Genomic DNA, 20,649 nt, shown 5'->3' on the forward strand with positions numbered 1-20,649 from the left:
CCTTATCTTCCGGAATCCCGCTCTAGCAGCCGCCAAATGTGCTAACGTACAATCAAAAATCCCCAAATTTCAACTATCGGGAGATAGATAACTGTGTCCGCTCAAGCACCTCCAACTCCCAATTACAAATGGTTTAGCTGCGTTTATAGCACTGTTTTCACCGCCTTGTGCCTGTTGCCCATTTTCAGCGCTGCGGGATACGCCCAAACTCCCCAAAATAGACCGATCAAAATCGGCGTGGTGCAGCGGTTTGGCACAAAAGCAACCGACAAACTGACGCTGAAAGCATTACCGGGCGACAGCTTAACATTGCGTTACAAAACTCCTCAAGGCATAGAAACCAAAACGGCTGCCAGCGTCAAGTTAGAAATAGCCCCGAAACCTCTGGAATCGCCCTTAGTAGAAGAACGAGTTGTTCTGAGCTCCCACCGCAGTTTCGAGAGTGCGGAAGATAGCGCCAATCAGTGGCGCGCCCAGGGAATAGAAGTAGAAATTGCTCAACCTTTGCGCTGGCAAGTTTGGGCAAAAAGAGATGTTTATAACTCTCCTTTGGTGCGGCGCTGGCTGTTGCAAAGTTTGCAAGCTCAAGGGAACAAAACAGCTTTTTTGGATTCCAAAGTTTTAAAACAAATACCCCAGGCATTTTGGGTTTTAAATGGCTTTCGTTTCAACCGCAATGAGTTGGATGTGACGGCGGGGAAAAATGTGATTGAGGTATTGGAACAAACTACCCAAGAGGCGACAGCTACTGAACCAGAAAAAGCAATTCAAGAAACTCACCGTTATGGCGGCAGTTTGCACCTGCAAAAAAATGCTTACGGCACTTATACTTTGGTGAATGAAGTGCTGACGGAAACTTATTTGCGGGGTGTTGTTCCTCACGAAATTGGGGCTTTTTCGCCTTACGCTGCGATTGTCGCTCAAACTATTTTAGCCAGAACTTACGCCCTGAGAAATTTGCGCCGGTTTGCTGTGGATAATTATGAGTTGTGCGCTGATGTTAACTGTCAAGTTTATAAGGGTTTGACCGAGGTTTACCCGCAAAGTGATAAGGCGATCGCCCAAACGAGCGGTTTGGTGCTAACTTACGAAAATCAGCTAGTAGACGCGCTTTATTCCGCGTCTAGCGGCGGCGTGACAGCCTCTTTTAACGATGTGTGGCAGGGCGCGGAACGTCCATATTTGCGATCGATCGTAGATTCGCCTAATAATATTTGGGATTTGTCCAAGCAGAGTTTGTCTGACGAAAACAACCTCCGCCGCTTTCTCAGTTTGGAAAAAGGGTTTAATGAGGAAAAAGAAGATACTTTTCGGTGGCGCGAACCAGCTTCTTTGACAGCGATTGGTGGATTTCTCAAACAGTATCTTCAGAAGAAACAGCACCCGCTGGCTAATCTTAAAACTGTCACTCAAGTGGAAGTGGTGGAAAGGTCGGCCGCAGGTCGAGTTTTGAAAATGAAGGTTCAAACTGACTTGGGCCCCATCGATATCGACAAAGACGAGATTCGCAATGCTTTTTACCCCCCGATCAGCACGCTTTTTTACTTAGAACCAATTTACAATCCAGACCAAACTCTCAACGGTTATGCTTTTGTCGGAGGCGGTTTCGGGCACGGGGTGGGAATGAGTCAGACTGGTTCTTACAATTTGGCTAATTTGGGCTGGAACGGATCTCAAATTCTGGGCTTTTATTTTCCCGGCGCTCAAGTTGTGCCGCTCAGCGATAACATTACATTTTGGCGCGAATAGTCGAGCGCAGTCTGTCTAAGACTCGGCGATTTAAATCATCGCCACTACACAAACTTTCGTCCGCGCAACGCGAGACTAAATATTAGCCGTAAAACTTTTAGATTTTAGACTTGGGATTCTAGATTGGTTTCACAGTTAATCTAAAATCTGCCATCTAAAATCTAAAATTATTTGGTCAGCTATCTGCTCCAACAGCTATGAATTCATAGCTGGGAGTGACAGACTGCTGGCGGCTTGGTTGCAATGTTAGACACAGAAACCCGGTTTCTTAACATAATTGCCGTATTTCAGCTTAATTCTGGAAACGAGAAACCGGGTTTCTTAGGGTATCACGCAGAGCGTCCTTTCTTAGTAGAGCGCTTCTTCTTGGTGAGTTTCGATCGTACAGTCAGACTTGGGATAGGCTACGCAAGTGAGGACAAATCCGGCCTCGATTTGGTCGTCGTCCAAGAAAGATTGGTCGGATTGGTCAACTTCGCCTTTGGTGATTTTGCCGGCGCAGGTGGAGCAAGCTCCAGCGCGGCAAGAGTAGGGGAGGTCGAGTCCTGCTTCTTCAGCAGCATCAAGAATGTAAGTATCGTCATCAACGTCAATGGTCTGGTTAATTCCTTCGGCTTCGCTGATGAGGGTAACTTTGTAAGTTGCCATGCACTAAATCCTCTCAAAAATTCAACAAGATTGATAATTTTTCCTAATACAAACTTCAACGCTCTATTAGCTTTGAGGTTAGGTCTTAGGTTCGTTCCCTCTATGATAGTAGGGGATAGAAGGGAGGTTGACACACTTATTTACAAAACATTTGAATGGGATTAGTTATAACTTTTTCTAATTTCATCTTGATTACTTATACCTATCTTGGGTTCAGCCTTGTGATACTGTTGCGGCAAGACTTGCGCTAAATAATCCGCTTTCTAGGAAAAATCCTGTTTTGAGCCCTACAGCACAAAAACCGGGTTTTTGGTATGCGGTGTGTCGATGGAGTTTCAGCAAAACTTGCTGCAAGGCAAGTCCCAGCAGGCGGTGAAATGTATAGTTAGATCGCATCAAGACTTGGGTGTTGAAGGCTCGATCGAATAAATCGCACCGCAACCACAGCTTAAAATCGGGGCGATAGAACCCTAAAGCCCTGCACGGCAAGTCTGTAACTATCTAAAATCTTAAATCTCAAATCCCATGACTAATATTGATACTCGCTTTGGTTTTTCGGTTAATTCTCCAATTCGCGTGGGCATTGTGGGTACTGGTTTTGCCGCTAAGTTGAGGGTCGAGACAATTCAAGCTGATGGGCGATCGCACTTAGTAGCGGTTGCTGGTCACAGCCCAGAGAAAACCGCAGCATTTTGTCAAGGGTTCGGGGCAGAAGCTGCGGTTTCTTGGCGCAAGCTGGTAGAAAGAGACGATTTAGATTTGGTTATTGTCTGTACGGTGAACCGGGATCACGGGGCGATCGTCCTGGCAGCCCTAGAAAATGACAAGCACGTTGTGGTGGAATATCCTCTATCTTTAGACGTATCTGAAGCAGAAAGGGCGATCGAACTTGCCACCCAAAAGCAAAAACTCCTCCACATCGAACACATCGAACTGTTAGGCGGTTTGCACCAAGCAATCAAAGAATCTTTGCCATTAATCGGTAAAGTTTTTTACGCCCGCTACCTTACTATTACTCCTCAACATCCAGCCGCGCAGCGGTGGACTTATCAACATTCCCTCTTTGGCTTTCCGTTAGTTGGTGCAATTTCGCGACTGCACCGATTTACCGATTTGTTCGGAGAAGTAACAAGCGTTAACTGTCAAGCTCAATTTTGGGACACTCAGCCGGATTTCTACAAAGCTTGTTTGTGCAACGCACAGTTGCGCTTTGCCAATGGCATTGTGGCTGAAGCTGTTTATGGAAAAGGAGAGACTTTTTGGCAGTCGGAAAACATTTTTACCATCTACGGAGAAGCAGGAACGCTGGTTTTTACTCCTGAATCCGGTCAATTAATTCAGGGAGAAAATCGGCAGAACATCAAAGTAGGGACGCGGCGCGGTTTGTTTGCCAAAGACACCGATATGGTGTTGGAATATTTGTCAAACGGTACGCCTTTGTACGTGAATAATGCTAGTAGCTTGTACGCTTTGAAAGTGGGCGATGCTGCGAGGCGATCGAGCGAAACCGGGCAAAATGTGGCGCTAAGGAGTGCGTAAGTCCTCGAATACTTCCTTTATCTATTAGCCGGCGCAGGCGGACGAGAGTTTGACTTGCAGAGCGGTTTCAACCACCTCTTTCATAAAGGAGGTAAAGAACTTTTAACTCGCTCTATATTGGAGAGTCAATGAAATCCTACTGGGAAAATCTTCACTTAAATTCAGAAACTATCGGCTTAATCTACGGTTTTTTGGGTGTAGTTGGATTTAGCTTGACATTACCGGCAACCAGAGCCGCTGTGATAGATTTAGACCCGCTTTTTGTAGGTTTAGGACGCGGATTAGTAGCAGCTATACTAGCAGCCTTTACTCTGCGGATAACGCATCAACCCATTCCATCAAAACAGCAACTTGGGAGTTTATTAGTTGTCGGATTGGGAGTTGTTCTGGGATTTCCGGTACTATCGGCTTGGGCAATGCAGCAAGTACCCGCCGCCCACGGTGCTGTGGTGTTAGGAGTGTTGCCTTTAGCAACAGCGATAGCGGGGTTTTTACGAGCTGGCGAGCGCCCTGATTTCCGCTTTTGGATTGCGAGCTTTGTCGGTAGTACAACCGTTGTTATTTTTGGAATTATTAGTGGCGCTGGCCAGCTTCATCCCGCAGATTTAGCTTTGTTTGGAGCTGTAATTGCTGCTGCTTTGGGCTATGCTGAAGGTGGGCGATTAGCTTTGAGTTTAGGTGGATGGCAAGTGATCTGCTGGGCATTGGTGATTGTAGCTCCTTTTGAGGTTTTGCCAACAATATTTGTGGTATTAAAACAAGGGTTGACAGCTTCACCAATAGCGTGGTTAGGTTTTGCTTATGTGAGTGTTGTTAGTCAATTTATCGCATTTTTTGCCTGGTATCATGGTATGGCAATTGGTGGAGTTGCACGGATAGGTCAAATTCAGTTATTGCAACCATTTTTGACGCTCCTGGCTTCGGCAATTCTGCTTAGTGAGACTTTGGAGCCGATCGCCCTAGTCACTGCCTGTTTGGTTGTTGCTAGCGTAGCTGCGGGTAAAAAAGCATCAATTAAGCGGGCAGAAGATTTGTGAGGCGATCGCCTTCTGAACACGCTGCTGACTCCAATCATTGACTTGCACATATCGATTCCATCTAACGACAGATGTAAAGCGTGGATTATTTGTGTTCAATACTAGCAATCAACTGAATTTTTAAGAGAAAAGTAATGTTAGATATTGATGAAATGAGTTTAAAAGAAATACATGAGCTGCTACACCAAGTAGGATACGGTCATCTGGGCTGCATACACGAAGGCAAACCCTACGTGATGCCAATGAGTTATTATCTCGAAGATTCGGACATCTACCTGTTTACAACCGAAGGAATGAAGACTCATGACATAGAGGCGAATCCAGAAATCTGTCTACAGGTTGAAGAAATAAATGATGCGCTTCATTGGCGCAGCGTGATTGTGAATGGTCGAGCCTCCCGCCTCACAGTTGAGGAAGACATCGATCGGGCAATGCACTTGATCAAAGAGCGCAATCCAACGCTCTCACCTGCTATCAATCGAACCTGGATTGATGCTCAGGGACGTTCAGAAGTGATCGCAATCTACCGCATCGACGTGAGTGAAATGAGCGGACGCACGACTGATGGAGTCAGCAGTCGCTAAGAACCGAGATAGCTCAAACGTTCTAGCAGGAATGAACTTAATGCGATCGTCATTGATGCAGATGCCATTGTTATTGAGCAACCCGGTGATTTTGATGTCAATGAAATGATCGTCCGTCCCCCAAAGCAAGAACTTTAGAGTCATAGGAAAACATCATGAAACAGCGAAAACTTGGCAATCAAGGATTAGTAGTCTCGGAACTAGGACTGGGCTGTATGGGGATGTCCGAGTTCTACGGCATAGCCGATGAGTCAGAATCGATCGCCACCATTCATCGCGCCTTAGAGCTAGGCGTGACTTTCCTCGACACGGCTGATATGTACGGTGTCGGTCACAATGAGGAGTTGGTCGGCAAAGCAATTAAAGGGCATCGAGATCGAGTCATCATCGCCACGAAGTTTGGCAATGTACGCGGTAGCGACGGCAGCTTTAAGGGCGTGAATGGCAAACCCGAATATGTCCGCTCTTGCTGTGATGCCAGTCTCAAGCGTCTGGGCGTAGATACGATCGATCTTTACTATCAGCACCGAGTCGATCCAAACACTCCCATCGAAGAAACCGTAGGTGCAATGGCAGAGCTAGTGCAAGCCGGGAAAGTTCGCTACCTTGGCCTTTCCGAAGCCGCGAGCGCCACGATCCGCCGTGCCCAAGCAGTGCATCCTATTTCAGCACTCCAGACTGAATATTCGCTCTGGAGTCGGGAGCCAGAAGCCGAGATTTTGCCCACCTGCCGAGAGCTAGGGATTGGGTTTGTGCCTTATAGCCCTCTGGGGCGTGGGTTTCTCACAGGCAAAATCAAGAGCCTCGACACATTATCCGAGGGAGACTATCGGGCCCAGCGATATCCTCGCTTTCAAGGCGATAATCTCCAGCAAAATCTGGAATTAGTCGAGCAGATAGAGCAGATGGCAGCCGCTAAGGGTATCAAAGCTGGACAGTTGGCGCTGGCATGGGTGTTAGCCCAAGGCGATGACATTGTGCCAATTCCAGGCACCAAACGCCGCACATATTTAGAAGAAAACATTGCAGCGGCTGCTGTGACGCTGACTCCAGCAGAACTAGACCAGCTCGCCAAAGCCCTGCCATTAGGAATTGCAGTGGGCGATCGCTACCCCGATATGAGTACCGTCAATCGTTAGGAATTGGGGCGAGTAAAGTATTCTTAACTACGGCTAAATTTTTGGTTCAGGAGCGATCAATCATGTCAAAACTTATTGTTTGGGGAACACCCGTCAGTACCTATGTCCGTACCGTCCGGCTGCTGCTTGAGGAAATAGGCGCAGACTATACCCTCCAAAGCGTTGATATCTTCAATGGTGAAAGCCAGTCCCCAGAGTACCTTGCTAAGAATCCCTTTGGTAAAATCCCCACCCTTGAAGTAAATGGGGAACTGCTCTACGAAACGGCGGCTATTACCGAATACCTGGATGCCACTTTAGGCGATCGCAAATTTAGCTTTTCCGATCCAATGCTTCAAGCTCGGATGCGTCAAATCATGGCGATTATTGATAGCTATTTCTATGGCCCTGCGATTACCACCATTGTGATTCAGCGATTGATTGTGCCGAGTCAGGGGGGTAACACAGATGAGGCTAAAGTCAAAAATGCGATCGCGCCTGCACAAAAGGCTATAGAGGCGATCGAGTCGCTAGCTACGGCTAGCCCCTATCTCCTCGGCAGCCAAGCGAGCATTGCTGATTTCTATCTGATTCCTATCTTTATCTACCTTTCCCAAACTCCAGAATTTGAAGTGATTACGGCTCAAACGCCAAAACTACGGACGTGGTGGGATCAGGTTAGCCAGTTGCCCAACGTCAAAAAAGTGTGCGCGTAATTGCAGTCAAGATGAAGCGGTTTTAGGGGAACAAATCAGCGTGTCGGCTCCCGATGGTAGCGTAACAATGAAAATTATGTCAGTCTTGACGGTTTTAATCGGTCAAGAACCGACTTGAGGAAGTTTAATGCAAGCCGATCAATGCAGTGGAGATTGCTGGGCTTGCAATTTGTAGATAATGCCGATGCCGATCCTGGGACTGATGGAGTGGACGTGTTTACCAAGCAGGAACACTTTGTCAGGGACTATAGCAAAAGCATAGGTCAGGAATGAAGTTATAAGGGATATACCGTAGATAAATTTCGCTATCCAGACGAGCTGCGGCTACCAGAAACATTACATGGGGCTACCTCGGTCTTCGTGCGTCGCATTCAGGGAAAGCGTTTTTTTTATCTCACCGGAATGTTTGTCTATTATATCGAGCACTTTGTGTTGAACGTCTAATTGAGATTGTACTTAATATTAATGCCTATATGGGTGTGAATCGGCTTTTCATCCCATGAGGGGCGGTCGAGATTGTTGAAGACGTGCGACGCACTTTGATTGCCAATAAATGTAGTGTTTAAAACGTGATACCCATGTTAAAGGAATTAAAAACCATTACTCTTGCAACTCTGCTGGTATTAGGAACAGCTAAACTGGGTTCTACTGCACCTCTACCAAGTCCTAATAATCAAGGGGATTATATAGGAAGAACTTCTCATACTTATTGGGAAGTAGTAGACTCAGACCCAAAGGGGTTAAATTGTCGCATGAATTCTTCTTTTGAAGAATTTATGCGTGTTGACAACCGCACTCCATTTGAGGTTTTTAATTGGTCTGTAGTTGGTGTTTTAAAACAGGGACAGCGTTTTGAGAGCTTTCCTGGTAATGCTGGTGTTACTTTCCGTGATACCAGGGGTTTACCTTGGCTTTTTGTAGGAAAAACCTACACTGCTGGTGCGGCCCAAGGTTGTTTTATTCGCGCTAATAGTCAATTTGTCAAACCAATACAGATGTCACCAACCCGCGTACAACCCCAAGCGAGTCAACCGCTTACAAGTTCCACAGCGCTGCCGATGAAGCTTGGTTTTGACGAAGGATTTGGATCGATTGTAGTACCAGAAAGCGATACCACAGCATCGGCGTATGGAGGACGCTTAAGGCGATATGACGTTCACATTGCCAAAATGTTTGAAGTCACCCACTTTATGTGTCAGGAGGGGACTTTAACACCCGGTATTACATGGAATTACGAGGCTGGGGGTGGCACGATTAATATGGGAAGTTTTGTAATAACCTGCCGACTTGCTAATCAAATAGCTAGTGCCTATGGTTTAGGTAAATCAGAACCTACGAATGTGACTTTTTCGGCTGGTGAAATCGGTCGCCCTGATGTCAGAAGCTTCAACATTCCCATCCTAGATATTACAGGTGATAAAGTACCACGCTGGGTGAGTTTTGTGCAGGGATTTCAGCCAGTCAGGAGGTAGGGCGAACACAGATAATATGCTCTACTGTCACTTAGAGCAATGTACCTTAATAAAATAGTTGAGAGGAGTTTATGCCGATAAAAATATTTTTATTTTTACCCAAACAAAAAGCGCCCCTATTTCTAGGAGCGCTTTTTATCAATCAAAAACTAAAACTTAGCCGTTGATAGAAGGAGCAACCATTGCTACAGGAGTTGTTTCACCAGCAGCCAAATCGAGAGGGAAGTTGTGAGCATTGCGCTCGTGCATTACTTCCATACCCAAGTTAGCGCGGTTGATGACATCAGCCCAAGTATTGATGACACGACCTTGAGAGTCGATAATCGATTGGTTGAAGTTGAAACCGTTCAAGTTGAAAGCCATCGTGGAGATACCCAAAGCGGTAAACCAGATGCCGACTACTGGCCATGCACCTAACAAGAAGTGCAAGGAACGGCTGTTGTTGAATGAAGCGTATTGGAAAATCAAACGACCGAAGTAGCCGTGGGCTGCAACGATGTTGTAGGTTTCTTCTTCTTGACCGAATTTGTAACCGTAGTTTTGCGATTCGGTTTCGGTTGTTTCACGAACCAAGGAAGAAGTAACGAGAGAACCGTGCATTGCGGAGAACAAAGAACCACCGAAGACACCAGCAACTCCCAACATGTGGAACGGGTGCATCAGGATGTTGTGCTCGGCTTGGAACACGATCATGAAGTTGAATGTGCCGGAGATACCCAAGGGCATACCGTCAGAGAAAGAACCTTGTCCAATTGGGTAGATCAAGAATACTGCGGTGGCTGCTGCAACTGGTGCAGAGTAAGCGACGCAGATCCAAGGACGCATACCTAAGCGGTAGGACAGTTCCCATTCACGACCCATGTAGCAAAATACACCGATCAGGAAGTGGAAAATTACCAATTGGTAAGGGCCGCCGTTGTACAACCACTCATCGAGGGAAGCTGCTTCCCAGATTGGGTAGAAGTGCAAGCCAATGGCGTTAGATGAAGGAACAACAGCACCTGTGATGATGTTGTTACCGTACATCAAGGAACCTGCTACTGGTTCACGGATGCCGTCGATGTCCACTGGAGGGGCAGCGATGAAGGCGATGATGTAGCAGATGGTGGCGCTCAGGAGGGTAGGAATCATCAAGACGCCGAACCAACCTACATAAATGCGGTTGTCTGTGCTTGTTACCCACTCACAAAAGCGTTCCCAGACATTGGCGCTTTCGCGCTGCTGTAAGGTTGTTGTCATTTGTTTATGATTGCTTTATTTGGTTTTCAATGTTCGTGACGGCTTTATGTTCCGCCATGTAAATAAACATAAAGCCTATTCTAAGGTTTGTAAAGTATTTTAACAACAGATTAACTAATGAATAGTATAAGTTGAACTTATCAAACTTAATAAAACTGGATAAACAGGTAAGAATGCACAAAAAAGTATGTAAAGCCTGGAAGCGCGTCGCCTTCAGGCATGGAAATATTAAGATACAGACTTTTGCTGGCTAGGTATCATAATGAGAGCCCAATAGGGAACTTCAGCGGGCTCGACATCTGCGATCGCCCGAATTCGCTGATTCGGCATAGTTGCGCGTTCTATATACAGTGCTCGATCGAACTGTCCCAACTCAATCAGTACGTCCCGGACTTTCGCAAAATGCCGGCCCAGCTTAATAATCACAGCAGCATCAACAACCGCCAGTCGATCGCGCAAAACCTCAGCATCCAGCGTCGCAGGCATAATACTTAACACATCGTTACGATAAGTCAGCGGCACTCCCAACGCAGCCGCACTCGCCATTGTCGAAGAAATTCCCGGCACAACTTCAGTGGTAAATGTCCCCGACAAACGGTTGAATAGATACATAAACGAACCGTAGAGAAAAGGTTCGCCCTCACATAGCACCGCCACATCCCGCCCCTCGCTCAGATGTGCGGCAATTTTCTCGGCAGCAATATCATAATAAGGTTGAGACGATCGCGTCGGACTAAAAGGCAACGGCATCGGAATCTCAATTTGCTCCGGGCGCAGATAATCTGCGACGATCGCCCGCGCCAGCACCTTACCATTTTCCATCGCCGGATAGGCAATCACCGGCACCGATTGCAAAATCCGATAAGCTTTCAAAGTAATCAACTCTGGATCGCCAGGACCAATACCCAAACCGTACAATTTACCATTCGCCTTAGTCATAATTCATCCTTTTTCGCTAACGCATTCACGGCCGCCGTTGCCATTGCACTGCCACCGCGCCGCCCGTGCAACGTAATAAATGGCACTCCCCGACTGTTGGCGGCCAGTTCGGCTTTGGATTCGGCGGCCCCGACAAATCCTACCGGGAAACCCAAAATTAAAGCCGGTTTGGGTGCTCCGGCATCCAGCATTTCCAGTAGTCGGAACAAAGCAGTCGGGGCATTGCCAATTGCCACAACCGCACCCTGCAAGTTGTCCAGCCATAAATCAAGCGCCGCGGCCGATCGAGTATTTCCTATTTGCCGCGCCAACTCTGGGATTTCGGAATGCCAGAGGGTGCAAATCACCGGATTGTCAGCGGGAAGGCGTTTGCGAGTGATGCCTTCGGCCACCATCCGGGCATCGCACAGAATCGGCGCACCTGCAGAGAGGGCTTGGCGTCCGCAGGTGGCTGCACCGGGGGAAGCTGCTAAATCTGCAACAATATCGGTCATGCCGCAACTGTGAATTAGTCGCACGGCTACCGATTCTAAATCGGGCGGCAAGCTTGACAAATCTGCTTCGGCTCGAATTGTGGCGAAGGATTTAATGTAGATTTCTGTTCCGTCTCGAATGTAGTCAATCATTGTTTAAAACTGCTATGGGAATTTTGTGGAATTTGTGAAATAGATTTTTTGAATGAACCGCGAAGGCGCGAAGGACGCGAAGGAAGAAATCTCAAGAGAGATAGAAAGAGAAATGCTTAAAATTTGTCTGTTTTTATGGGATATTTTTTCACTTTCAATTCCGATTTTCGGTACTCCACAACTCCTGCAATTGGTCGATCGCCTGCCGATCGACAAACTCACCAAATGACTCCAAAGGCTCTCGAAACCGCTGATATACCTGCAACATTCGCTCGATCGCACCGGGCATCTCGGCCACACTCACCGCCGGAAAAATTGGTCGCCCGAAGGGCAAATCTTTTCTACCTGCATAAATGTCGTAGCCTTCGAGCATCTCGTGTCCCCGCTCAATCTGAATTCCCACCAGCGTGATATCAATTGGCCGGTGCTGGGCGCAGGACTTTTGGCAACCGCTGAAATGAATGTTAATCGGCAGGTCGAGTGTCAATTTTTGCGCTAAATCCCTCGCCATTGCTAGGGCGTGACTTTGAGTATCTGTCGCCGCCGAGGCACAGCCGCTGCTGCCGGCACAAGCCACCAAGCACGAATCTAGGCGAGTCGCCGACGAGTGCAATCCCAAATCGGCGACTTGCTGTTTTACCTCAAAAAGCTGGGAGTTGGGGATATCAGAAATTAGCAGATTTTGCCACGGCGTAAGTCTCAGGGTACCGCTGGCTAGCTTTTGGGCTAAATTCGCCAAATTCCGCAGTTGCTTTGATTCTAGCCTACCGAGAGGCAGTGCAATTCCCATGTAGGAGAAACCGGACTGTCGTTGAGGATGAATGCCGAGATGTCGGTGATCGGGGAGGGATTTTTCAGATGAGGCATCTTCGCTGTTTTTGGGAAAGGTGCAAGATGGGAATTGCCATAAAAATGGTAAATTCTGCTGTACCCTTTCTAGATAACTTTCAGCGCCCCAATCTGCCAGCAGGTGACGCAAACGCGGCTTTTTGCCATCAATTCGAGGTCGATTTTTGGTATATTCAAGATAGGTGCTAGCGAGGGCGGCTAATACTGAAATACATTGCGATTCTTGGATTAAAATTCCTGTATCGCCGTTTAAATGCAGCCGAAAAACGATTTCTGATTGGGTTGAACGACCGCATGCAGCTAATAAAATATCGTTGCGTAAAGCCTGGATCGAAACCGATTCCCCGCCGTCGAAGCCAATACTGAACTTAGGCGAAAGTTCCGACAACTCGGAATGTGTTTGCAGGTAATCATCCCAAGCTTTCACTAGCGGGCGAGTATCCAGTAACTGCTGGCGATCGATCCCTGCTGTCGGACTTGCCATCATATTGCGAATTGGGTCAACTTCAACGCGGCGAGACGCTATCCCCAATTCCTGCAAGCGGTTCCAGACTTCCGGGGCAATTTCCGAGTTCACTTCTCGGATTTGCAAATTTGCCCGATTCGTGACTTGCAAACAGCCGGTACTGTATTGATCTGCCAAATCGGCGATCGTCCAACACTGCTGCGCGTTTAAAATTCCCCCCGGAATCCGCATTCTCGATAAAACTCCGTCTCGGGCTTGGGAACCGTAAAATAAACCCGGACAAGTCGGCAAATCAGTCAAAGGTAACAAATAATCTCCTCCCCGTGCTACGCAGGGAATCCAAAAGTAAACGCCCACAAAGCGCCCCCGAAATCGGCATTCTGACTTTTACAGTTGCGGCACAGCGCCGGAATTGCACCGGACTTTCCCGCTTTCAGGTTTTAGAAAGGTATCACGACCTGACCGACAGAAAGCAAAACCCTCAACTTTCTTAACAAAACCCCGGGCGATCGCCCATCTCTGTCTTTTCATCAGCTTTCCTAATCGCAGTCATCAGTTTAACTGTCGCTCAACCCCTTTACAAACCTTAACAACACCGTTAATAATATAAACATCATCCGAACATTGAAAACCAAATAAAGCAATCATAAACAAATGACAACAACCTTACAGCAGCGCGAAAGCGCCAATGTCTGGGAACGCTTTTGTGAGTGGGTAACAAGCACAGACAACCGCATTTATGTAGGTTGGTTCGGCGTCTTGATGATTCCTACCCTCCTGAGCGCCACCATCTGCTACATCATCGCCTTCATCGCTGCCCCTCCAGTGGACATCGACGGCATCCGCGAACCAGTAGCAGGTTCCTTGATGTACGGTAACAACATCATCACAGGTGCAGTTGTTCCCTCATCCAACGCCATTGGCTTGCACTTCTACCCAATCTGGGAAGCAGCTTCCCTCGATGAGTGGTTGTACAACGGTGGTCCTTACCAATTGGTAATTTTCCACTTCCTGATCGGTGTATTTTGCTACATGGGTCGCGAATGGGAATTGTCCTACCGCTTAGGTATGCGTCCTTGGATCTGCGTCGCTTACTCTGCACCAGTTGCAGCAGCAACCGCAGTATTCTTGATCTACCCAATTGGACAAGGTTCTTTCTCTGACGGTATGCCTTTGGGTATCTCCGGCACATTCAACTTCATGATCGTGTTCCAAGCCGAGCACAACATCCTGATGCACCCGTTCCACATGTTGGGAGTTGCTGGTGTCTTCGGTGGTAGCTTGTTCTCCGCAATGCACGGTTCTCTCGTTACTTCTTCCTTGGTTCGTGAAACAACCGAAACCGAATCGCAAAACTACGGTTACAAATTCGGTCAAGAAGAAGAAACCTACAACATCGTTGCAGCCCACGGCTACTTCGGTCGTTTGATTTTCCAATACGCTTCATTCAACAACAGCCGTTCCTTGCACTTCTTGTTAGGTGCATGGCCAGTAGTCGGCATCTGGTTTACCGCTTTGGGTATCTCCACGATGGCTTTCAACTTGAACGGTTTCAACTTCAACCAATCGATTATCGACTCTCAAGGTCGCGTTATCAATACTTGGGCTGATGTGATCAACCGCGCTAACTTGGGTATGGAAGTAATGCACGAGCGCAATGCTCACAACTTCCCTCTCGATTTGGCTGCTGGCGAAACAACTCCCGTAGCAATGGTTGCTCCTTCTATCAATGGCTAAGTTTTAGCTTTTGATTGATAAAAAGCGCTCCTAGAAATAGGGGCGCTTTTTGTTTGGGGAAAAAAGGTTTTTTTAGAGTTTATTCACATATCTAGTGGGAGCATCTCTGCAGAGAGTAAAAAGCGTTTTTTTGGAGTGCGAGCATCCCGCACAGCACAGTATATACATATAGCGAGGGGACGATCGCACGGAGAGTAAAACCAAAACTGAGATGCTCCCTATCTACTCGGGTAAAATAACCGTTATAACTTTTGTAGTGAGGACTTCAGTGCGAGCGAGTTTTATGAGGACTGAAGTCCTCACTATAAACCAATTTTATTCTGGTTGTTCGATCGGACATAATATGCTTAACGGCTAATAACTAATAACTAATAACTAATAACTAATAACTAATAACTAATGACTATCGAGTTTGATCATTCCGATGCACCCGGAAACGATATTAGCGATAAGGATTTAATGCACAAATGGCTTTCGGTGGTGGGGATTGGCGAAGATGGACTTTCCGGGCTGAGCCCGATCGCCTCTACCCTCCTCTCTCGATCTCAAATCGTTGTTGGTGGCGCCCGTCACCTAGCAATGCTACCAACCGACGACACCCGCGAAAAATTGGTTTGGGCATCGCCTTTGCAAGCAACTGTTGACGACATCCTCCGCCGCCGGGGACAGTCTGTGTGCGTGCTAGCAAGCGGCGATCCGATGTGTCACGGCATCGGCGTCACGCTGTCGCGCCAGATTCCCATTTCGGAAATGACTGTGATTCCGGCGGTATCCGCTTTTAGTCTTGCTTGCGCCCGTTTAGGTTGGCCGCTGGCCCAAGTTGAGACTTTCAGTTTGACAAATCGCCCGATCGCATCGATCGCCCTTGCTTTGTCTCCCGGCGCGCGCTTGCTGGTGTTGAGCGCTGACAGATACACGCCGGGAAAGGTGGCACAATTGTTGACGCAGCGGGGGTTTGGCAGCAGTTTGATGACGGTGTTCGAGCGGATGGGATCGGAATCGGAACGACGGATCGAGGGGGTAGCAGCAGCCTGGAATGCAGCGGATTTGGCGGATTTGAACGCGATCGCGATCGCAGTTGCAGCCGATCGCGAAGCTGTGATTTTCTCTCGTACCTCGGGTTTGCCGGATGCTGCTTATCGCCACGACGGACAACTTACCAAGCGGGAGGTTAGAGCCGTTACTCTGTCAACGTTAGCACCGATTCCCGGAGAGTTGCTTTGGGATGTGGGGGCGGGCTGCGGCTCGATCGCGATCGAATGGATGCGGAGTCATCCTCGGTGCAGGGCGATCGCGATCGAACGCCATGCGACTCGATTGCAATACATCGCTGAAAATGCCTCGACTTTCGGCGTTCCCGAACTCGAAATCGTGGCGGGAGAAGCGCCGGAAGCCCTGACAGATTTGCCTCAACCGAATGCTATTTTCATCGGCGGCGGTGTCACCGCAGAAGCTGTGCTGGAAACTTGCTGGAATGCTTTAGGTGAAGGCGGCCGATTAGTTGTTAATGCGGTGACAGTTGAGAGCGAGTTTAAAGTTTTGCAATGGCACGATCGTTATGGTGGGGAACTAATTAGAATTGGGATTCAGCGAGTAGGGGCGATCGGTTCTTTTCAGGGTTGGAAACCGCTGGCACCGGTGACTCAGTGGGCGGTAGTTAAGAGGTAAAATGCGATCGATCTTTTTCTAATAAAGCTATAATCAATAATATCCTCTGGAATGAGAGTGATAATGCCAGACGAATCATCTGTAGATCCTTATTTAGATCGACTGTTTGAAGACTATTCCAACACTGAAGTTATCGAACTACAGCAATATCTGTCTGAATGGGATAGAGGAACTTATCGAACTGTGGCCCAAAGTGTGTTAGACCATTCACAAAGAAAAGGATTTGATCCACTCAAATATTTGCGTAAAGCACACAACTTCAACACCAGAGGTGCTGTAAGAGTTCCTCGCACGGGATATCGGCAGGATGGAGCCGCTGTTTACCGAAAGGGCAATGAGTTTTTAATTGTGCGACCTGACCAGTATGGTGTTGAGAAAATCGTGACTTATGGCATTAATGAGGAATAGCGATATGGCACAAGTTCAGAACAAATTAGCGCTGGGGCAGGATATTATTGTGCAACTTTTGGCACAGTTGACAGTTGACTATCAAAACACTAAATCAGAGCGCAAAGAGATATCTCAGAGGTATCTTGGTTCCGAGGAAGATTTTTCGTTTCTGGAGGAGCTTGAGTTAGTAACAGTAAGTATTCGCGGTTATGCTAGTCAGATTGAGGAGCGCGCAGAGGTTGAGAATCGCGATCGAGCGATCGCAGAGTTACATCAGCTCAGGGTGTTCGATCGTTCTGCGATCGCTCAGTTTTATGATGAGACGCGATCGGGCTATCTTCAAATGCGAGCCTATATCCGAATGCTGGACTATTTGCGGTTGCTGGTGTTGGAGTATTTGCAGATGGCATAGAGAAAGTAACAGAAACTTACCAATCGCTCTAAAGTTCTGCCAGATGCCAGAAAGTCATCCCATTTTCAGTATGACTGAGCAAAATACCCAAATCTTCCAGGCTTTCTAGACAGTCGAGTATGACTTTTTGTTTGCGATTGGCGCCTTTGAAATGGGCGGTAACTTGGGCGGCTGTCCATTCGCCGCTTTGGGTGCGAAATAAGTCGCGGATGGCGGAAAGTTGCTCTTTGAGGGTTTTGGGGAAAGGTTGTTGTTCCGTGGGAGTAATGGCGGTTTCTGTTTCGGTGGTGATACCTGCAAGGGATGGTTGGATGTAGGTTTCGCCGGGGGCTTGGTAGTCGGGGCGCAGCCAGCGAATGAGTCCGTTGCGTTCTTCTTCGGCGCGTTGGGCGTTGAGGGTGACGAGGTTTTCGAGGATTTGCTCGTCGGTGAGGGTGGGTTCCCAACCATAGGCGGCAAATACGGCGGCATCGAGTTCGTCGTGGATTTGTTTGAGGGTGGAGACTAACGCTTTTTGATTGAAGGCTTTGTCTTTGTCGTCGAGGGGTTCGCCTTGGCGGAGTTTTTCGAGGAGGTTGTACATCCCGGTGATGGTGACTTCGGGGTGAGTGGTCTGGACTCGTTTGCGGTGGCTGTCGAGGCGTTCTCCGAGTTCTCGGATGGTTTGTTTTTGGCTGTCCGTAGGGGTGGGGAAGGGGAAGGGGTCGAAGCAAACAGAGTTGTTGTATCTAGGCGTATTTCCTCCTAAATCTCCACCTGTTGCCAGTGTCCAGATAATATGAATTGTGGAAGATAGAACACCGAAGTGATAAGCATCTCCAAGTGCAATCATAATAACTTCACTTTCTGGAAAAACATCTATCTCTAAAAAGGTGAAAAATCTGTGCTTTGTCGTTCTTGGTGTAGCAATGTACCGTTCTAGTGTATTGATGGCCGGTCTAATTTTGGCTCGCGCCTCAGCAAAAATCCACCAATTATCTCTATATGCCTTTCGGTTATTAGTGATTCTCTCCGGTTTTACCCTTTCAAGTATCCCTTGATAAATGTCTTGATATCGCTCTCTGACCTCTGCTTCTGTTAGTCCAAATAGATCAATTATGAAAATATCGGATTTAGGTTGGATCAAATCTCGTCCATTGCGATAATGTTTAATAACGGATGGTAGATTAGTTAAAGAATAACCCATCAATTCTAGCTGTTGCTGATTGATTAGAAACCCTTGACTAGCTAACATCATGCCTTTGGAAGATAAATTTTGATTGGCTCTAAGTTTCTGAGTGCTCATCACGTTAGCACCAGAATCTAAATTGCTGAGTATTCGATCGACATGAATCAAGTTAATCCTCAGATTCTGGGCGATATCTTCAGGTATTCCCACTTCCGTTTCATGCAAGACATATCCGATTTGGGCTGTGGTATGATGACAAGTCTTGAGTTCAGCGGCTGTCATGGCAATGCGTACGGCGGCACCTTCCTGATCCCAAGGATGATCGGCAATCGCAAAAAATAGGTTGAGTGGATTTTTAGAAGCTTCTAAGTGAACATCAATTATCTTTCTTTGCCAAACCTGTCGAATGCTATTGGTTGTAATTAAACCAAATCTCCTGATGTGTCCTTGGCGAACCATAGTGGCAGCTTTGTGCCACCAATACATCACAAAATCAACAGTATCCGGCACATCTTTATAGACTTTCCTTAACGTTTCTGCATACCCATCCCCCAACCGTTCCCGCATTCTCGCATTCCCAATAAACGGCGGATTCGACACAATATAATCTGCCTCCGGCCACACGGCCACCCTTGGATTCAAATACCGATAAATTGTTACTTGGTTTGTCGGATCGGGAATATCCTCCCCTGTCACCGGACTCTTCATCATCCGTCCGCCCCAGCGAGTTCTCACCTTCCCCGTCGCATCCACATCCGGTTCCATGCCGTCATAGGCCAACACCGCATCCCGGCATTCAATATTGTTGTACTCCCGCAACACGGGTTCGATGGGCGGAATATCGCCAAACCGCCGAAAATGCCACTGCAAATACCCAATCCAAATCACCAAATCTGCGATCGCCGCCGCCCGTGGATTAATCTCAATCCCCAAAAACTGACTGGGATTGACTTGAGCAATATCTAACCGCAACTGCGCCGATCCGGTGACATCTTCCAAGCGGCGCAACACCTCCGATTCCAACCCTTTCAACAAATCCAACGTCACATACAGGAAATTACCCGATCCGCAGGCCGGATCGAGAATCTTCACCCCTTGTAACTCCGTCAGAAATGCCTCTAAAACTGATTGCGCCTTTTTCCTTTGATTTGCAGTCGGTTCCGATTCCCCCGCGTTGAGCAACTGTTTAACCTCCGCTTGTACCGCAATCCAGCGATCGCCCAAAGGCTCCATCACCACGGGTTTTACCAACCGTTCCACATACGATCGCGGCGTATAATGAGCCCCCAACTTACTCCGTTCCCTCGAATCCAGCGCCCTTTCCAACAATGTCCCAAAAATCGCCGGTTCCACATTGCACCAATCCCGCTTCGCCGCCTGCAACAACACCTCCAACTGCGCCTTTGTCAAAGCAAACGCCTGCGACTCGGCAAACAATCCGCCATTAAACCGCAACAGTTTGCCATGAAAACCAAAACTCGTCCCCTCATTCATCGCCTCCCACAGCGCCTCTACCTCCGGCTTAAAAGTCTTCGGGTTGAGAATCCACCGCGTTTCCAGCGCCTGGGTAAACAAATGTTCTTTGAGTAATCCCACATCCTCAGCAAACATGGTGAAAATACAGCGCATCAAAAACTGGGCGACTTGCTGTGGATCGACATTCGCCTCCATCCGCTTTGCCAACTCTGCCAAATCCGCCGCCACTTCCCGCGTCACCCGCGCCGCAATTTTCTCTGGATTGCGCTGCTGCGGATTGCTAAAAATATCGACAAACAAATCGAAAACATCGGCTTTCCCCAACTCGATTAGCCCGATTTCTCGCCGCGCCCCATAGCCGCCATAATCGCCGCTAAAACCCATCCATAATTCAAAATGATCGCCAATATCGCAAGTTAACAAAAACGGCGGTTTGCTGCTGAGACTGCGCGTATAGGCGATCGCCTGTACAAACGCTTTTTCCATCTCCCGCAAATAGGTATTTGTCCCCCGCTTTGCCGTTCCTTTGTTGCTCGTTGTTCCGCCCTGTTTGGCCTCTATCAAAAAATGCTCGGCTTTGTAAAAGTCAATAAACCCCGGAGTCACTTTGCCGCTGGGGTGAAAAATTTTGACATCTTTATCAAAGCAATAGGGATCGTTGGGAATTCTGCCTTTATCAAAAGGGCGATCGACTCCCAGCGCATCGCACATTTCGGCAAAAAACAACTGGTAGTTGGCCCGTTCGTTACCGCTAGAACCTGCCCAGCGCGTGATGAATGTTTCGACACGCGTGCGATCGGCTTCATTCATGCTTCA

The 20,649-nt window shown here is 47.8% G+C and carries 18 protein-coding genes and 1 riboswitch; of the genes, 12 read left to right on the top strand and 6 right to left on the bottom strand.

What is annotated here, in order from left to right; all coding sequences use genetic code 11:
* The first annotated feature begins 93 nt into the window (after nt 1-93).
* On the top strand, nt 94-1,749 hold the full coding sequence (locus QUB14_RS03455; protein WP_333215152.1) for a SpoIID/LytB domain-containing protein: 1,656 nt from the start codon (nt 94-96) through the stop codon (nt 1,747-1,749).
* A 348-nt stretch (nt 1,750-2,097) separates the two neighbouring features.
* On the opposite strand, the gene QUB14_RS03460 is transcribed toward QUB14_RS03455, so the two are convergent.
* Entirely contained in the window at nt 2,098-2,397 is a 300-nt protein-coding gene (locus QUB14_RS03460; RefSeq protein ID WP_190663602.1) for a ferredoxin, read from the bottom strand.
* Between the two features lie 525 nt (nt 2,398-2,922).
* Between QUB14_RS03460 and QUB14_RS03465 the strand changes: the two genes are divergently transcribed.
* The 7 genes from QUB14_RS03465 to QUB14_RS03495 all read left to right on the top strand — a co-directional run bounded on the left by QUB14_RS03465 (nt 2,923) and on the right by QUB14_RS03495 (nt 8,863).
* The gene (locus QUB14_RS03465) at nt 2,923-3,936 is read left to right on the top strand and encodes a Gfo/Idh/MocA family oxidoreductase (protein ID WP_333215151.1); all 1,014 of its coding nucleotides are present in this window, start codon (nt 2,923-2,925) and stop codon (nt 3,934-3,936) included.
* Nucleotides 3,937-4,064: 128 nt separating this feature from the next.
* Complete coding sequence (locus QUB14_RS03470; RefSeq protein ID WP_333215149.1) at nt 4,065-4,973, top strand: DMT family transporter; 909 nt, start codon at nt 4,065-4,067, stop codon at nt 4,971-4,973.
* Nucleotides 4,974-5,125: 152 nt separating this feature from the next.
* Nucleotides 5,126-5,557, top strand: a complete 432-nt coding sequence (locus tag QUB14_RS03475; protein WP_333215148.1) for a pyridoxamine 5'-phosphate oxidase family protein — start codon at nt 5,126-5,128, stop codon at nt 5,555-5,557.
* Between the two features lie 155 nt (nt 5,558-5,712).
* Entirely contained in the window at nt 5,713-6,696 is a 984-nt protein-coding gene (locus tag QUB14_RS03480) for an aldo/keto reductase (RefSeq protein WP_333215145.1), read from the top strand.
* A 62-nt stretch (nt 6,697-6,758) separates the two neighbouring features.
* Nucleotides 6,759-7,391, top strand: a complete 633-nt coding sequence (locus tag QUB14_RS03485) for a glutathione S-transferase family protein (RefSeq protein ID WP_333215143.1) — start codon at nt 6,759-6,761, stop codon at nt 7,389-7,391.
* Nucleotides 7,392-7,532: 141 nt separating this feature from the next.
* On the top strand, nt 7,533-7,664 hold the full coding sequence (locus QUB14_RS03490; protein WP_333215141.1) for a hypothetical protein: 132 nt from the start codon (nt 7,533-7,535) through the stop codon (nt 7,662-7,664).
* A gap of 305 nt (nt 7,665-7,969) precedes the next feature.
* Complete coding sequence (locus QUB14_RS03495) at nt 7,970-8,863, top strand: hypothetical protein (protein WP_333215139.1); 894 nt, start codon at nt 7,970-7,972, stop codon at nt 8,861-8,863.
* A 156-nt stretch (nt 8,864-9,019) separates the two neighbouring features.
* Here the strand turns inward: QUB14_RS03495 and psbA (QUB14_RS03500) are convergent, their stop codons facing one another.
* The 4 genes from psbA (QUB14_RS03500) to cobG all read right to left on the bottom strand — a co-directional run bounded on the left by psbA (QUB14_RS03500) (nt 9,020) and on the right by cobG (nt 13,339).
* The gene (psbA, locus tag QUB14_RS03500; protein ID WP_006631664.1) at nt 9,020-10,102 is read right to left on the bottom strand and encodes a photosystem II q(b) protein; all 1,083 of its coding nucleotides are present in this window, start codon (nt 10,100-10,102) and stop codon (nt 9,020-9,022) included.
* Nucleotides 10,103-10,330: 228 nt separating this feature from the next.
* Nucleotides 10,331-11,041 carry a precorrin-2 C(20)-methyltransferase gene (locus QUB14_RS03505; RefSeq protein WP_333215137.1) on the bottom strand — a complete coding sequence of 237 codons (711 nt, stop codon included), beginning with the start codon at nt 11,039-11,041 and terminating at the stop codon, nt 10,331-10,333.
* Nucleotides 11,038-11,667: a precorrin-8X methylmutase gene (locus QUB14_RS03510; RefSeq protein ID WP_333215135.1), complete on the bottom strand. Its 630-nt coding sequence runs from the start codon at nt 11,665-11,667 to the stop codon at nt 11,038-11,040. The genes QUB14_RS03505 and QUB14_RS03510 overlap by 4 nt, the downstream gene beginning before the upstream one ends.
* A gap of 154 nt (nt 11,668-11,821) precedes the next feature.
* The gene (cobG, locus tag QUB14_RS03515; RefSeq protein ID WP_333215133.1) at nt 11,822-13,339 is read right to left on the bottom strand and encodes a precorrin-3B synthase; all 1,518 of its coding nucleotides are present in this window, start codon (nt 13,337-13,339) and stop codon (nt 11,822-11,824) included.
* 8 nt (nt 13,340-13,347) lie between these two features.
* Nucleotides 13,348-13,427, bottom strand: a riboswitch (adenosylcobalamin-variant (AdoCbl-variant) riboswitch).
* A gap of 209 nt (nt 13,428-13,636) precedes the next feature.
* Here cobG and psbA (QUB14_RS03520) point away from each other — a divergent pair.
* From psbA (QUB14_RS03520) to QUB14_RS03535, 4 genes are all read left to right on the top strand, one after another.
* On the top strand, nt 13,637-14,719 hold the full coding sequence (gene psbA, locus QUB14_RS03520; RefSeq protein ID WP_006631664.1) for a photosystem II q(b) protein: 1,083 nt from the start codon (nt 13,637-13,639) through the stop codon (nt 14,717-14,719).
* A 399-nt stretch (nt 14,720-15,118) separates the two neighbouring features.
* Nucleotides 15,119-16,387, top strand: a complete 1,269-nt coding sequence (gene cbiE, locus QUB14_RS03525; protein ID WP_333215131.1) for a precorrin-6y C5,15-methyltransferase (decarboxylating) subunit CbiE — start codon at nt 15,119-15,121, stop codon at nt 16,385-16,387.
* A 63-nt stretch (nt 16,388-16,450) separates the two neighbouring features.
* Nucleotides 16,451-16,795, top strand: coding sequence for a hypothetical protein (locus tag QUB14_RS03530; protein WP_333215129.1), 345 nt, complete (start codon nt 16,451-16,453; stop codon nt 16,793-16,795).
* Between the two features lie 4 nt (nt 16,796-16,799).
* Nucleotides 16,800-17,189 carry a hypothetical protein gene (locus QUB14_RS03535; protein ID WP_333215127.1) on the top strand — a complete coding sequence of 130 codons (390 nt, stop codon included), beginning with the start codon at nt 16,800-16,802 and terminating at the stop codon, nt 17,187-17,189.
* Nucleotides 17,190-17,217: 28 nt separating this feature from the next.
* Here the strand turns inward: QUB14_RS03535 and QUB14_RS03540 are convergent, their stop codons facing one another.
* Nucleotides 17,218-20,643, bottom strand: coding sequence for a DNA methyltransferase (locus tag QUB14_RS03540; protein ID WP_333215125.1), 3,426 nt, complete (start codon nt 20,641-20,643; stop codon nt 17,218-17,220).
* Nucleotides 20,644-20,649: the final 6 nt, after the last annotated feature.

This window comes from Microcoleus sp. B3-D2 (genome assembly GCF_036705345.1).
GTDB lineage: Bacteria > Cyanobacteriota > Cyanobacteriia > Cyanobacteriales > Microcoleaceae > Microcoleus.